This window comes from Mycobacterium sp. 852002-51961_SCH5331710 (assembly GCF_001665535.1).
GTDB lineage: Bacteria > Actinomycetota > Actinomycetes > Mycobacteriales > Mycobacteriaceae > Mycobacterium.
This window is the reverse complement of sequence record NZ_LZSQ01000061.1, coordinates 1-14,264: the sequence shown is the minus strand read 5'-3', so window position 1 is coordinate 14,264 and position 14,264 is coordinate 1. Positions and strand designations below refer to the sequence as shown.

The 14,264-nt window shown below is 67.7% G+C and carries 15 protein-coding genes; 9 read left to right on the top strand and 6 right to left on the bottom strand.

Annotated features, from left to right (window positions below; translation table 11 throughout):
- Positions 1-25 precede the first annotated feature (25 nt).
- From A5752_RS10240 to A5752_RS10225, 4 genes are read right to left on the bottom strand one after another with little or no spacing between them, the layout of a single operon-like run.
- A complete protein-coding gene (locus A5752_RS10240) occupies positions 26-1,492 on the bottom strand; it encodes an adenylate/guanylate cyclase domain-containing protein (RefSeq protein ID WP_067084855.1) in 1,467 nt (488 codons plus the stop codon).
- A gap of 12 nt (positions 1,493-1,504) precedes the next feature.
- A complete protein-coding gene (locus A5752_RS10235) occupies positions 1,505-1,807 on the bottom strand; it encodes a hypothetical protein (RefSeq protein WP_067084853.1) in 303 nt (100 codons plus the stop codon).
- Positions 1,808-1,820: 13 nt separating this feature from the next.
- On the bottom strand, positions 1,821-3,308 hold the full coding sequence (locus A5752_RS10230; protein WP_067084851.1) for a class I adenylate-forming enzyme family protein: 1,488 nt from the start codon (positions 3,306-3,308) through the stop codon (positions 1,821-1,823).
- Positions 3,305-4,156 carry an SDR family oxidoreductase gene (locus A5752_RS10225; RefSeq protein ID WP_067084850.1) on the bottom strand — a complete coding sequence of 284 codons (852 nt, stop codon included), beginning with the start codon at positions 4,154-4,156 and terminating at the stop codon, positions 3,305-3,307. The genes A5752_RS10230 and A5752_RS10225 overlap by 4 nt, the downstream gene beginning before the upstream one ends.
- A 209-nt stretch (positions 4,157-4,365) precedes the next feature.
- Here A5752_RS10225 and A5752_RS10220 point away from each other — a divergent pair, with 209 nt between their 5' ends.
- The 4 genes from A5752_RS10220 to A5752_RS10205 are packed head-to-tail and all read left to right on the top strand — an operon-like array spanning position 4,366 to position 8,404.
- Positions 4,366-5,943, top strand: coding sequence for a methylmalonyl-CoA mutase family protein (locus tag A5752_RS10220; RefSeq protein WP_067084848.1), 1,578 nt, complete (start codon positions 4,366-4,368; stop codon positions 5,941-5,943).
- The gene (locus A5752_RS10215; protein WP_067084847.1) at positions 5,943-6,359 is read left to right on the top strand and encodes a cobalamin B12-binding domain-containing protein; all 417 of its coding nucleotides are present in this window, start codon (positions 5,943-5,945) and stop codon (positions 6,357-6,359) included. The genes A5752_RS10220 and A5752_RS10215 overlap by 1 nt, the downstream gene beginning before the upstream one ends.
- Positions 6,360-6,392: 33 nt before the next feature.
- On the top strand, positions 6,393-7,349 hold the full coding sequence (locus A5752_RS10210; protein WP_067084845.1) for an LLM class F420-dependent oxidoreductase: 957 nt from the start codon (positions 6,393-6,395) through the stop codon (positions 7,347-7,349).
- The gene (locus tag A5752_RS10205; protein WP_067084843.1) at positions 7,346-8,404 is read left to right on the top strand and encodes a CaiB/BaiF CoA transferase family protein; all 1,059 of its coding nucleotides are present in this window, start codon (positions 7,346-7,348) and stop codon (positions 8,402-8,404) included. The genes A5752_RS10210 and A5752_RS10205 overlap by 4 nt, the downstream gene beginning before the upstream one ends.
- Here the strand turns inward: A5752_RS10205 and A5752_RS10200 are convergent.
- A complete protein-coding gene (locus A5752_RS10200) occupies positions 8,392-8,703 on the bottom strand; it encodes a 2Fe-2S iron-sulfur cluster-binding protein (RefSeq protein WP_067084842.1) in 312 nt (103 codons plus the stop codon). The genes A5752_RS10205 and A5752_RS10200 overlap by 13 nt on opposite strands.
- 112 nt (positions 8,704-8,815) lie before the next feature.
- Here A5752_RS10200 and A5752_RS10195 point away from each other — a divergent pair, with 112 nt between their 5' ends.
- Genes A5752_RS10195 through A5752_RS10180 form a run of 4 tightly spaced genes read left to right on the top strand, consistent with a single transcriptional unit; the run spans position 8,816 to position 12,854 of the window.
- A complete protein-coding gene (locus tag A5752_RS10195; RefSeq protein ID WP_067084840.1) occupies positions 8,816-10,213 on the top strand; it encodes a class I adenylate-forming enzyme family protein in 1,398 nt (465 codons plus the stop codon).
- Entirely contained in the window at positions 10,198-11,010 is an 813-nt protein-coding gene (locus tag A5752_RS10190) for an acyl-CoA dehydrogenase family protein (protein ID WP_067084839.1), read from the top strand. Before A5752_RS10195 ends, A5752_RS10190 begins: the two co-directional genes overlap by 16 nt.
- Positions 10,997-12,085: an acyl-CoA dehydrogenase family protein gene (locus A5752_RS10185; RefSeq protein WP_067084837.1), complete on the top strand. Its 1,089-nt coding sequence runs from the start codon at positions 10,997-10,999 to the stop codon at positions 12,083-12,085. Before A5752_RS10190 ends, A5752_RS10185 begins: the two co-directional genes overlap by 14 nt.
- 1 nt (position 12,086) lies before the next feature.
- On the top strand, positions 12,087-12,854 hold the full coding sequence (locus tag A5752_RS10180; protein WP_064346498.1) for an enoyl-CoA hydratase/isomerase family protein: 768 nt from the start codon (positions 12,087-12,089) through the stop codon (positions 12,852-12,854).
- Positions 12,855-13,023: 169 nt separating this feature from the next.
- Here A5752_RS10180 and A5752_RS10175 read toward each other — a convergent pair whose 3' ends face one another.
- Positions 13,024-13,788 carry an SDR family NAD(P)-dependent oxidoreductase gene (locus A5752_RS10175; RefSeq protein ID WP_067084836.1) on the bottom strand — a complete coding sequence of 255 codons (765 nt, stop codon included), beginning with the start codon at positions 13,786-13,788 and terminating at the stop codon, positions 13,024-13,026.
- A 75-nt stretch (positions 13,789-13,863) separates the two neighbouring features.
- Here A5752_RS10175 and A5752_RS10170 point away from each other — a divergent pair.
- Positions 13,864-14,264 (top strand): thiolase family protein (locus tag A5752_RS10170; protein ID WP_286159387.1); only part of this gene is annotated, 401 nt, incomplete at its 3' end.

The window sequence follows — 14,264 nt, the reverse complement described above, 5'->3', positions numbered from 1 at the left end:
CTGTATTCCCCGACGGTCCGCGTCTCTAACCAGCGTCTCTGCTCGGTGCCCACAGCTGCGTGGGTGCGGATCGACCGCGTAAGGTCTCCGAGCCCTGCGCCCCCCAGCACCGTCGCTCCGCCTCGCCGGCGCGTTCGAGTACGGCACCGGAGCCCAGCACGCGTCCGCTGAACTCCTTGGCGCGGTCGGCCAACCGCGCCGCCTCGTTGACCGCGTCACCGACGACGGTGTACTCGTACCGGTTCTCCGCACCGATGTTGCCCGCGAACACCGGCCCGGCCGACACCCCGATGCCGAAGTCGAGGTGCAGGCGCTGCAGATCGGTGACGAGGACCCGCGCAGTCTCCAGCGCCGCCGACGCCGGATCGTCGACGCGCAACGGAGCGCCGAACACCGCCAACGCCGCGTCGCCTTGGAACTTGTTGATCAGGCCGTGCCGCCGGTCGACGGCCGCGACGACGATGCGGAAGAAGTCGTTCAGGAGGTCGGCGACCTCGCCCGGCTTGTGGATGGCCGCCAACCTGGTCGACCCGACCAGGTCGATGAACAGCACCGCGACGTCTCGCTCGTCGCCCGACAGTGATTCGTTCTCGTCGACCGCCCGCCGGACCACGTCCTCGCCGACGTGGCGACCGAACAGGTCGCGCAGCCGGTCCCGCTCCCGCAGCCCCGCCACCATGCTGTTGAAACCGCGTTGCAGACGGCCGATTTCGGACCATTCGTATACCTCGACGGATCGGTCGATGTGACCGCGTTCCACTTCGGCCATCGCCTGCACGACTTCGCCGACGGGATCGGAGATCGACATCGAGGTCAGGATCAGCGAACGCAGGCCGAGCACGACCGCGACGAGGGCGAGCACGATCAGCGCCAACTCGATCGCGGCGCTCTCCGCGATCAGCCAACCGTTGTTGCGCATGACCAACAGTGCGGCGATGGCCACGCCCGGTAGCGCCGTACACACGGTCCACATCAGCAGCAGCCGCGCCCGAACTCCCGGCGCCGTCAACCGCGGTGTGGTGGAATCCGGTGCCACGCTTGCCAATACGGGCCGCAGCGTCCGCAGGGTGAACAGAAAGCCGGTGCACACCGTGGCGATCGCCCCGAAGAGCATGGCCGACCCGATCACGGCCAGCGCCTCGGATCCGGCGTCGAGGTTCAGCGGTACCAGGACCGCGGCCGTCAGGATCCACGGTGCCAGCGTGGCCGCGGACTGGCGGCGCATCATCATCAGCGTCGAGCGCCGTTCGGCGGCGGTGGGTTCGCGCCCGGCGCGCAGGTGACGCAGTGGCTGCAGCAGAATGTACGCGGCGCTGAGGCCGACGGTCGCGGTGCCAACCGCAAGCAATGCCGCCGTGGTGAGCACGTTCTCGAGCGTGACGACGCTACGCCCGGCGAGGAGTCCGACGATCGCGATGACCTCGACGGCCGTCAGGAGGTAGGCCGACGCGAGGCCAGCCACATACCGGGTGAGCAGGCGGCGTGGGCTCACCCGTGGAAAATATCAGTCGCTGGCCGGCAGCGGTTTGGCTTCCTTGAGAGACAGCGGCGTGGTGCCCACGCTCAGCGTGCCGGCGCCGGCCTTCGTCACCAGGACTTCGGCGCCGTTGTCGTCGACGTAGCGCTTGCCCATCGCGTTGCCGCCGGAGAACTCCGGGTCGATCTGGGCGTCGGCAGACTTCTCGGCGTCCAGCGGCACCATCGGAACGCCTCCCGCGCGCAGATCGTCGAGGCTATCCGCGCTGCGCACGACGATGACCTGGGTGTCGCACACCTGACTCTGCAGCCGCGTGCCGTTCTTGATCATGCTGGGCTCCTTGCTATTTGGTAGCTGTCAACTCGGCGATCAGTTCTCGACGCAACACCTTGCCGGTCGCGTTCGTCGGTAACTCGTCGCGGAACACGACACGGTCGGGAGTCCGTGACCCGCGCAGCTGGCGTCGCACGTGCTCGCGCAGTTCGTCCGGGTCCGGGGTGGCCGGGCCGTCGGGGACGACCACCGCAACGATGATCTGACCCCACTGCGGGTCCTCCGGGCCCACGACGGCGCAATCGCGCACCGCCGGATGTTCGACGAGGACGTCCTCGATCTCGGCCGGTGCGATGTTCTCGCCGCCGCGGATGATCGTGTCGTCGGAGCGCCCGCCGATGAACAGATAGCCGTCCTCGTCGAGCATCGCGATGTCCTTGGTGGGGAACCACCCGTCGGCGTCGAGCACCGAGCCGATCTCCGAATAGCGGCCGGACACCTGATCGCCGCGGACGAACAGCTCTCCGGTTTCGCCGGGGCCGAGCACCGTGCCGTCGGCATCGCGGATCTGAACGTCGATCCCGGGCACGGGCTGGCCGACCGAGCCCAATCTGCGTAGGACCGCCTCGTCGGAGGAGGCGAGCGCCTCACGGTGGTCGTCGGGGCCGAGCACGGCGATGGTCGAGCTGGTCTCGGTCAGGCCGTAGGCGTTGACGAATCCGACCTCCGGCAACAGCGAAAGCGCCTTGCGCACCAACGGGAGTGGCACCTTCGAACCGCCGTAAGCCAGGCTGCGCAGCGTCGGCAGCGATGCATTCTCGGCCTCCAGCGCGGTGACGATCCGGTCCAACATCGTCGGCACGACCGTCGCCGACGTCACGCCCTCGTCGCGCACCAACCGGATCCATTCGCCGGCGTCGAACTGCGGCAGGTACACCATCTTCCGGCCGGCGTAGAGATTCGACAGCGCCGCACTGACGCCCGCGATGTGATACGGCGGGACGCAGATCAGCGCCGCGTCACCGGGTTCGGCGGAATCGAACTCGACCGTGCCGGTGATGTAGCTGGTGAGATTGTTGTGGGTCAGCTCAACGGCTTTCGGGCGCGACGTCGTGCCAGAGGTGAACAGCACGACCCCGACGTCCTCCGGGTCGGGGAACTCCGCGGCGGGCTCGGCGGTGCGCGCGGCGTCAAGGAACTCGTCGGAGCCCATGACCTGCTTGCCCGCACCCGCGACCATCTCGCGATATTCGGTGTCGGCGACGACGAGAGGCTGGGGGAGGCGGTCGATGAGCTCGCGGAGTCCGTCGGCGCTGAGCCGGTAGTTCAGGGGCGTCACCGGCACCCCGGCCCGCGCCGACGCGAACAACAGCAGCGGCAGCAACGCGCCGCCCATGCCGACGTATGCGACGTGAGATGCGCCCGAGGCGGCGATGACACCAGCCCCGCCGTCGGCCAGCTCACTCAACTCGGCTGTGGTCAGCCGCAATTCACCCGACACCACGGCGGTGCGGTCCGGATTGCTCGAGGCCATCTCGAGCAGCAGTGAGATGCTCATGACTTGTCGACGAAGATATCAAGGATGGGGTCGTCCCCACCGCCGTAGCGCGACAGGTCCGTCACGCCGGACTCGGCGAGCAGTTCGGAGTCGATGAAGCACTTGCCGTTCACGTCGGCGGAGGGACGCGACAGGATCAGCGCGGCGGCGTCACCCATGATCTGCGGGTCGCGGGAGCGCTCCAGCATCTCCTTGAAACCGGGGGCGTTGGCGACCGCCGAGGTCGCGATGTAGGTCTCGGGCCACAAGCAGCTGAAGCCGATGCCGGTCTCGGCGTATTCGGCGGCCCAGCCGAGCGAGAGCAGCGTCATCCCGTACTTGGACAGCGTGTAGGAGGGGTGGGCGCCCAACCAGTGCGGGTTCATGTTCAGTGGCGGCGCCAGCGTGATCACGTGTGCCCCCGCGGACTCGGTTCCGCCCGTGGGCGCCGCGGACTTCCGTAGGTACGGCAGCGCGGCCTTGGTGAGCAGGAACGTGCCGCGCACGTTGATGTCCATCATCAGGTCGAACTTCTTGGCCGCGAGTTGTTCGGTGGGGTCGGTGGCGATGGCGCTGGCGTTGTTGATCACCACGTCGACGCCGCCGAAATGCTCGACGGCCGCGTCGACCGCGCGCTGCACGTCCTCTTCTTTGCGGACGTCGCCGACCACTGCCACGCCCTTGCCGCCCGCGGCCTCCACCTCTGCGACCGCGGTGTGCACGGTGCCGGGCAGCTTCGGATGCGGTTCGGCCGTTTTGGCCAGCAGCACGACATTGGCGCCGCGCCTGGCCGCGGCGAGAGCGATCGCGAGACCGATGCCGCGACTGCCGCCGGAGACGACAAGCGTGCGGTCAGTGAAGGTGGACATGGACCTCCTTTGGCTGCGACCCGAGTCGCCCCACGATGCTAGCGGACCCCGGACGCATTCGGTATTGGCGTTCTCATTTTACGCAAGTGCCATATTCGCTGTGTACCGGGTCTTCGGAGGCTTTAGACGGCCGGGGACGCCCCTTCCTCGGTGCGCGTTTCCGGCGTGCGGTATTGGCATTCTCATTTTTTGCAAGTACGTTATCCGTGATGAGCGAGCCAGTACAGACCCCGTCGGGGCTCCCGCTCGAGCCGGTCTATGGGCCAGCGGACAGGGTGACGGAGCCGCCTCCGCCCGGCACCTATCCGTTCACGCGCGGAAACTTCGCGACGGGCTATCGCGGCAAGACGTGGACGTTCCGGCAGTACTCGGGGTTCGGCACCCCCGAGGAGTCCAACCGCCGTTACCGCTACCTGCTCGACCAGGGCGGTACCGGGCTGTCGGTGGCGCTGGACCTGCCCACGCAGTGCGGCTACGACTCCGACGATCCGGAGTACGGCGAGGAGGTGGGCCGCGTCGGTGTCGCGGTCGACACGCTCGCCGACGCGGAGATCCTGTTCGACGGCATCCCGCTGGACAAGATCAGCACCAGCTTCACGATCAACGGCACCGCGGCGATCCTGCTGGCCTTCTATGTCGCCGCGGCGGAGAAGAAGGGCGTGCCCAGGGCCAAGCTCACCGGCACCATCCAGAACGACATCCTCAAGGAGTACGCCTCGCGCGGGACCTGGATCTGGCCGCCCGAGCCGTCGCTGCGCCTGATCGCCGACACCATCGAGTTCTGCGCGGCCGAGGTGCCCAAGTTCAACGCGATCTCCGTCGCCGGTGCGCACTTCCGCGACGCCGGGGCGAACGCGGTCCAGGAGATGGCGTTCACCCTCGCCGACGGCGTCACCTACTGCGACACCGTCGTCGAACGCGGCCGCATGACCATCGACCAGTTCGCGCCGCAGATCTCGTTCTTCTTCTACACCCACGGTGACTTCTTCGAAGAGATCGCCAAGTACCGCGCCGGACGGCGGCGCTGGGCGACGATCGTGCGCGAGCGCTACGGCGCGACGTCGGACAAGGCGTCGATGTTCCGGTTCGGGTGTGTGGCGGGCGGCGCATCGCTGTTCGCTCCGCAGGCCCAGAACAACCTCGTGCGGGTGGCATACGAGGCGATGGCCGCGGTGCTCGGCGGCGTGCAGTCGATGTTCACCGCCGCGTGGGACGAGCCGTTCGCGTTGCCGAGTGAGGAATCGGCGACGCTGGCGTTGCGCACCCAGCAGATCCTCGCGTATGAGACCGGCGTGACCAAGGTCGCTGATCCGCTCGGCGGCTCGTACTTCGTCGAGGCGCTCACCGACGCTACCGAGGAGAAGATCATCGAGATCATGCACGATCTCGAGACCCACGGTGGGATGGTGCGCGCCATCGAGGACGGCTACCTGCAGGGCCTGATCGCCGACGAGGCGTTCAAGATCCACCAGGAGATCGAGTCGGGGGAGCGACCGGTCGTCGGGGTCAACAAGTTCGTCTCGGACGAGCCGCCGCCGGAGATCGCAACCTACGAACTCGACGCCGAGGGCCGCGATCTGCAACTCAAACGGCTCTCAAAGGTCAAGGCCGAGCGTGACGCCACCGCGGTCTCCGAATCGCTGGCGGCCCTGGCGCGCGCGGCGGAAGGCGATGACAACCTGATGCACAAGCTGATCGACTGCGCCAACGCCTACTGCACTGTGGGAGAGATGGTTTCGACACTCAAGTCGGTGTGGGGCGAGTTCCAGCAGCCGGTGGTGTTCTGATGGCGGACGCTTCTGTCGCCGGCCCGGTGCGGGTGCTTGTCGCCAAACCCGGCCTCGACGGCCACGACCGCGGCGCGAAGATCGTCGCGCGCACGCTGCGCGATGCGGGCTTCGAGGTGATCTACACCGGGATCCGCCAGCGCATCGAGGACATCGTGTCGATCGCCCTGCAGGAAGATGTTGCGCTGGTCGGGCTTTCGATCCTGTCCGGCGCACACGTGGCGCTCACGACGCGAACGGTCGAGGCCCTGCGTGCGGCCGACGCGGGTGACATCGCCGTCGTCGTCGGCGGCACCATCCCGCAGGGCGATGTGTCCAAGCTGCTGTCCGCGGGTGCGGCCGCGGTGTTTCCGACGGGCACCCCGCTCGACACGCTCGTCGACGAGGTGCGCAAGCTGACGGTGAGCGGGCAGTGACTCGCTCGCCGAACTCTCGGAGGAAGAACTGACATGCGCCTTGGCGTGATGATCGGGGCCGAACGCGGCGACATGGCGCGCAAGGTCAACAAGCTGGTCTCCGATATCGAGTGGGCCGAATCCGCCGGAATGGACACCGCGTGGATGCCGCAGGTGCCCAACGATTTCGACTGCCTGACCATGGTCGCGCTGATGGCCGCGCACACGTCGAGGATCGAGCTCGGCACCGCGGTGGTTCCGCTACAGGCGCAGCATCCGGTCGCGCTGGCGCGCCAGGCTCTTTCGGTGCATGCGACGGCCGGCGGGCGGCTCGCGCTCGGCGTGGGGCCGTCGCACCACTGGATCGTGCGCGACATGCTCGGCATTCCTTACGAGAAGCCGGCGGCCTACACCCGCGACTACCTCGAGGTGCTCAACGCCGCGCTGGCCGGGCCTGGCGACGTCGACGTCGAGAACGAGACCTTCACCGTGCACAACCCGACCCTGCTGGGAGCCCAGAGCCCGCTGCCGGTGCTGGTGGCCGCGCTGGGCCCGGTGATGCTGCAGATCGCGGGGGAGCGCGCGGACGGCACCGTGCTGTGGATGGCCGACGAGAAGGCGATCGGCGAACACATCGCCCCGAAGATCAACAAGGCGGCCGCCGAGGCGGGCAGGCCTGCGCCGCGCATCGTCGCCGGAATTCCGGTGTGTCTGTGCGCGAATTCGGAGATCGAGACGGCCAAGGAACGGGCGAACCGCATCCTCGCCGAGGCCGAGACGTCGCCGAACTATCAGCGGCTGCTGGACCGCGGCGATGCGCGCGACGTCGGCGATCTGTGCGCCGCCGGCGACGAGGACGCGATCCTGGCCCGTTTCCAGCGGTTCGCCGACGCAGGAGTGACCGACCTGTCCGTACGTCTGCTGCCGATCGGCGAGAATCGCGATGAGCTGATCGCATCGAAATACCGCACGCGCGAGGTCATCGCGGAGTTGGCCAAGGCGGTGCGGTGAGCGCTGGCGCACCGTTGGCCGGCATCCGGATCGTCGAGGTCGGAGTCATGCTGGCCGGCCCGTACGCCACCATGCTGCTGGCCGACCTGGGCGCGGAGGTCATCAAGGTCGAGCCGCCGGGTGGGGAGATCTCCCGTCAGGTCGGCGACAGCTACTTCGCCAGTCTCAACCGCAACAAGAAGAGCGTCGTGCTCGATCTGCAGTCCGAGGACGGCCGCGCACGTCTCGGCGAGCTCGTCGCGAAATCCCATGCGCTGCTGGTGAACATGAAGCCGTCGGCGATCAAGAAGCTCGGTCTCACATACGAATCGCTTCGGCCGTTCAACGAACGCATCGTCTGTGTCGCGATGACGGGTTTCGGCCTCGAGGGTGGCGACGACCCCGCATTCGACTACGTCATTCAGGCGGCCACCGGGGTGGCGGCCATGACGGGACATCCCGACGAGCCGCCGACGCTGCCGGGGTACTCGTCGGCCGACAACTCGACCGGTCTGGCGGCGGCGCTCGGACTGCTGGCGCAGATCGTGTCGGGCCGCGGTGGTCAGGTCGACGTGTCCCTGCGCGACGTGATGTTCTCGCAGCTGAACTACCGCGCCTCGGCATATCTCAACGACGGCGCGGTGCCGTTGCGTTATCCCTTCGGCGCGCACTCGTATTACGTTCCGGCACAGCTGTTCGCGACGGCGGAAGGCTATCTGGCGCTGTTCATCACCCACGACGGGTTCTGGCGGGCGTTCTCGGCGGAGGCAGGCATCGAGGGTTTCCCGACGATGGCCGAACGCGCGGCCAAGCGTGACGAAGTGCTGGAGGTCGTGGCCGCCGCGCTGGCCACCGACACGGCCGCGGGCTGGGAAGCGCGGTTGCGCCCGTTGGGTATTCCGGTCGCGGCGGTGCGCACGCTGCCCGAGGCGCTGGAGCAGACGCCCGAGGTGATCGCGACCGCGGGCGATTTCCGGTTGGTGCGCAGCCCGATCCAGATCGCCGGCTACGAACCGGAGTATCGGCCGGCGCCCCGCGTCGACGAGCACGGCGACATCACGGCTCAGTCGTCGTAGGTCACGCAGATCGTGTCGGTATCCGGAATCGCCTGGCAGGTGAGGATGTATCCCTCGTCGACCTCGTCCTCGTCGAGCGCGTCGTTGACCCGCATCGTGGCGCGGCCCTCGGTCAGCTTGCCCATGCAGGTGCCGCAGTTGCCCGCTTCGCACGAGAAGGGCGGGGACAACCCGGCCCGCCTGGCGCTCTCCAGGAGCGTCTCGTCGGCGACGCGCGTCACCGACACCTTCTTGCGGTCGAGCACGATCGTCACCTGTCCGCCCTGTGCTGGCTGGTCAGGCATCGGATCCGCCGTCATCAACAACTCTCCTGGCATATCGGTTCTAACTGGGCGAGAATATCATTCTCGTTAAATGATACGCTATTCTCAAAGCGAAATCCGGCCCGGTGACCACTAGTGAGGACAGGGTGTGAGTGAGGCGATCGCGCTCGCCTTCGAGCAGCGTGACTACACGCTGTCGCAGCTCGATGCGCTGAGTGCCGGAATGGCCGCCACCCTGGAAGAGCGCGGAGTGCACGCCGGCGACAGGGTCGCGCTGATGTCGTCGAACCGACCCGAGTTCGTCGTGGCGCTGCGCGCCGTCTGGCGGCTGGGCGCCTCGGCGGTCTTGCTCAGCCCCGCGTGGCGGCGCACGGAGATCGAACACGCGCTGACGCTGACCCGGCCGGTGCATGCGGTCGGTGATCACCCGTTGCTCGCCGAACTCATGCCGATGCTCTCGCTGGACGATCCGATCGTCGCGGGCGACCGTGAATTCGACGCACCCGATCCCCGGGCCGATGCGCTGTTCGTGTTCAGTTCGGGTACCACCGGCATGCCGAAGGCCGTGCGCCACACCCACGCCGCGTTCGACGTCGCGGTTCGGCACTGGCGCAATGCTCTGCAGCTGTCGTCGTCGGACCGCATGCAGATCATGACGCCGCCCTCGCACATCCTGGGTCTGCTCAACATCGTGATGGCGCTCGAGACGGGGACGTGGATCCGGTTGCATCGGCGCTTCGACATCGACACCATGCTCCGGCATATCGAAAGCGACCGAATCACCATCGAGATGGCCGTGGCGCCAATCGCTTTGGCGTTGGCCGCACACCCGGATCTGGAGTCCCACGATCTGTCGTCGCTGCGCTACATCATGTGGTGTGCGACGCCGGTGACCCAGAGCGTCGCGGAGGCCGTGACGGCCAGGACCGGGGTGAAGTGGGCGACGGCGTACGGCGCCAGCGAGCTGCCGGTCATCTCGTGCAACGACGTCGACGGCCGACACCTCGACACCGTGGGCCGCCCCGTGCCCGGTGTGCGGGTGCGGGTGGTGTCACTGGACAGCGGTGCGGTCCTCGAGACGGGGCAGGCCGGCGAGATCGAGGTGCAGTCGGATTCGGTGATGGCGGGCTACCTGCCGGAGTCGGCGACGGCGTCGGCCTTCGACGACGGGTGGTACCGCACCGGCGACGTGGGTTATCTGGACGACGACGGCTGGCTGCGGATCACCGACCGGTCGAAGGAGATGATCAAGGTGCGCGGTTTCCAGGTCGCGCCTGCGGAGGTCGAGGCGGTGCTGCACGGGCATCCCGCGGTCGACGACTGCGCGGTCTTCGGTGTGCCCGACACGGCCAACGGCGAAGCGATCGTCGCCGCCGTGAAGACGAATGCCGCAGTGCCCGAAGACGAATTGGCGGCGTGGGTGGGAGAGCGACTGGCGTCGTACAAGCGGCCCACAAGGGTGGTCGTCGTGCCCGAGATCCCGCGGCTGCCGTCGGGGAAGGTTCTGCGTCGAGTGTTGAAGGAGCGTCTGTGGACGTCCGTCTGACAAGTGAACAACTACAGCTGCGGTCCGCCGCCGCGAGCCTGGCCGATGACCTCGGCCCCGGGTCGGTGGCCGATCTCGAGGATGCCAGCAGGCTGGCCCGACTGGAGAAGGCGGTGGACGCCACCGGCTTTCGCACGCTGCGGTCGGACGGCGCGTCGGGTGTCGAGGTGGCAATAGTGGCCGAGGAGTTCGCCCGTGGCCTGGTCGACGTGCCGTTCATCGGGCCGGTGCTCGCCGACGACCTGCGGGCACGCAGCGGGCATGAACCGGCCGTCGCCGGACCGACGGAGTCGGTCGACCTGACGAACAGCCTTGCCGGAGTGATCGAATCGCCCGCCGAGCTCAACGGACTGTCGGATGAGGATGCGGGCCGGTGGCGGGCCCTGACGCTGACGGTCACGTGCGCCGACCTCGTGGGGTCCGCCAGGGGCGCCCAGGACCTGGCCGTCGAGTACGCCAAGGTGCGCGAGCAGTACGGCGCGACCATCGGGTCGTATCAGGCGGTCGGCCATCTGCTCGCCGAGAGCCTGGCTCTGATCGAGGGGTCGGTCAGCGTGTCGCGACATGCCGCCTGGGCCGTCGACGAGCTGCCCGCCGCCGAGGCGATCGAGGCGGCCCGAGTGGCCAAGATCTACTGTGCACGAGCGGCTTTGACCGTCTGCGAGACCTCGATTCAGGTGCACGGGGGCATCGGCAACACCTGGGAGTGCCTGGCCCACGTCTACCTGCGCCGGGTGTTGGCCGCCACCGAGACCTGGCCCGTGAAGTTGGAGGAGTTGTCCATTGGACTTTCGTGACTCACCGGACGAAGCCGCATTTCGCGAGCGGTTGCGCGGTTGGCTGACCGAGCAGAAGGGGAAGTTCCCGACGTCGGGCGACGAGTACTGGGCCGCGCAGGGCGCATGGCATCAGGCACTCTACAAAGCCGGGTTCTTCGGCACGTCGTGGCCGAAAGAGTATGGCGGACAGGATCTGCCACCCGTCTACGACGTGATCGTCGACGAGGAGATCGCCAAGGCGGGGGCGCCGGCGCGGCCCAGCCTGGGATACCTGGTGGTCGGGCTGTCGCATCACGGCAGCGAAGAGCTTCGGCAGCGGTTCCTGCCGGGAATGATCAACGGCACCGAGCGGTGGTGCCAGGGCTTCTCCGAGCCCGGGGCGGGTTCCGATCTGGCGTCGCTGACCACGACGGCGACCTGTGAGGGTGACGAGTACGTCATCCACGGCCACAAGATCTGGACCAGCTATTCCGATGTGGCCGACTGGTGTCTGCTGTTGGCCCGCACCGACAAGAATGTGCCGAAGCACAAGGGCATCTCGGCGTTCATCGTGCCGATGCACCAGACTGGGATCGAGCAGCGGCCGTTGAAGATGATCAGCGGCGTCACCAAGGAGTTCGGCCAGGTGCTGTTCGACGGTGCCCGGGTGCCCGCCGAGAACATGGTCGGCGCGCCCGGCGAGGGCTGGAAGCTGGCGATGACCGTCGTCAGCCACGAGCGGGAACCTTCGACGCTGGGCTTCTCGGCGCGCTACGGAAAGCTGGTGCGGCAGTTGGCCTCCCGAGTGGACGGATCGGCTCCCGAGGAGCTGGCATGGGCGTGGGTGCAGACCGAGATGCTGAGGCTGCACGTGCGCAGGAGGCTCTCCGAACAACTCGACGGGTTGACCCACGGGCCGCAGGGGTCGCTGGACAAACTGTTGATGACGTGGGTCGAGCAGTCCGTGGGGCATGCTGCGTTGGCCACCGTGGGCACGAGCGATCCCGAACTGTTCGGCGCCTACATGTACAGCCGCGCGCAGAGCGTGATGGGCGGCACGTCGCAGATTCAGAAGAACATCATCGCTTCGCGCATTCTCGGATTAGGAGTTTGAGTTGTACGACCTACCCCCGGAGATCGACGTCCAGGCCGACGGTGCGCTCCGCATCATCACGCTGAACCGGCCGGAGTCGCTGAACTCGGTCAACGACGACCTGCACTGCGGGCTCGCCTGGTTGTGGCCGCGGCTCGCGGAGGACCGCGAGGCCCGCGCGGCGGTCATCACCGGTGCGGGACGGGCCTTTTCGGCCGGCGGCGACTTCGGCTATCTCGAGGAGTTGCGCCAGGACGCCGACCTTCGCGCCAAGACGATCCTGCACGGTCGCGAGATCGTGTTGGGCATGGCGCGCTGCCGCATCCCGGTGGTCGCCGCGGTCAACGGTCCCGCGATGGGTCTCGGTTGCAGCCTGGTGGCGCTGTCGGACATCGTCTACATCAAAGACGATGCCTATCTGGCCGATCCGCATGTCCAGGTCGGCCTGGTCGCCGCCGACGGCGGCCCCCTGGTGTGGCCGCTGGAGATGAGCCTGCTGCACGCCAAGGAGTACGCGTTGACGGGCGCCCGTATCTCGGCGCAGCGCGCCGCCGAGCTGGGGTTGGCGAATCACGTCGTCGAAGACCCGTTGAGCGAGGCGATCGCCTGCGCGAAGAAGATCATGGAGCTGCCTCGCCAAGCGGTCGAAAGCACCAAGCGGCTGTTGAACATTCACCTCGAGCGGTCGGTGCTGGCGGTTCTCGACTACGCGAACACCGCGGAGGAGCAGTCGTTCAAGACCGACGACTTCCGCGAGATCGTCACCCGGCTCAACGCGAAGAAGAAGTAGCACTCCCCACGTTGGCCGCGAGCGTGCGTGTCTGCACACGACACGCCGCTCGCGCGCAACGTTATGCGCACCCTCGGTGCGCGCGAGCGTGCGCGAACTGCTGCGGAGCCGCGGCGTGTTCTGTGCAAACACGCACGCTCGCGGCAAAGGGGCAAAGGGGGAGAGGTGGCTACTTGGGCGGGAAGCGCAGCGCTCCGTCGAGGCGGATGATTTCGCCGTTGAGATAGTCGTTTTCGACGATGCTGTGCGCCAGCTGCGCATACTCTGTCGACCGGCCCATCCGCTTCGGGAACGGCACCTGCGGACCCCAGTACTGCTCGAGCTGATCGGCGGCCTGCCCATACGCGGGGGTGTTGATGGTGCCCGGCGCGATGGTGACCACCCGAATGCCCAGCGGCGAAAGATCGCGCGCGGCATTGAGAGTCATGCCGATCACGCCGCCCTTGGCCGCGGCGTACGGCAGCTGTCCGATCTGGCCCTCGTAACCGGCGATCGACGCAGTGTTGATGATGACGCCGCGGGCGCCCTCGTCGAGCGGGTCGGACTTCGCGATCTCCGCGGCCGCCAGCCGCATCACGTTGAAGACCGCCGTGAGGTAGAACTCGATCGTCGTCTTGAACCCGTCGAGGGCCAGCGGTGAGCCGTCCTTGCCGATGAGCCGGCCGCCGCTCGCCGGGCCGCCGTGGGTGTCGACCGAGATGCGCAGGGGAGCCAGCGAAGAAGCCTCGGCGATCGCTGCGTTGACGGACTCCTCCGACGTCGCATCGGTGCGGACATAGCGCACGCCGAGCTCGCTTTCGAGCTTCTTGCCCTTGTCATCGGCCATGTCCGCGACCACGACCTTGGCCCCGGCGCCGTGCAGACGCCGAACCGTCGCCTCGCCGAGGCCACCGGCCCCGCCGACCACGATTGCCGAGCTACCCGCGATTTGCATGTGGTTCCCCTTCTTGCAACTGGCACTCTCGGCTTGAGAGAATAGCATTCTCATACTGTCGAGACGGAGTAACCCATGCCTGAAGCCGCGATCGTCACCGCCATGCGCACCCCCATCGGAACCGCGATGAAGGGGACGTTGCGAGACACCGACGCCTATCAGCTGGCCGAACACGTCGTCGGCGCGGCGGCGGGTGAGATCGACGGGTTGACGATCGACGACGTCATCCTCGGCGAGGGCCTCTACGGCGGCGGCGTGATCGCCCGCCACGCCGCGATCACCGCGGGCCTGACCTCGGTGCCCGGGCTGTCGAACAACCGGCATTGCGCGGCGGGACAGGCCGCCGTGCAGAGCGCCGCCGCGAGCATCCGCGCCGGCATGGACCAGGTGGTGATCGCCGGCGGCGTGAACTCCGCGTCCACCACACCGCGCTTCACCCGCCGCGCCAGCAGCGCGAAGGCCGCCGCGATGCTCGA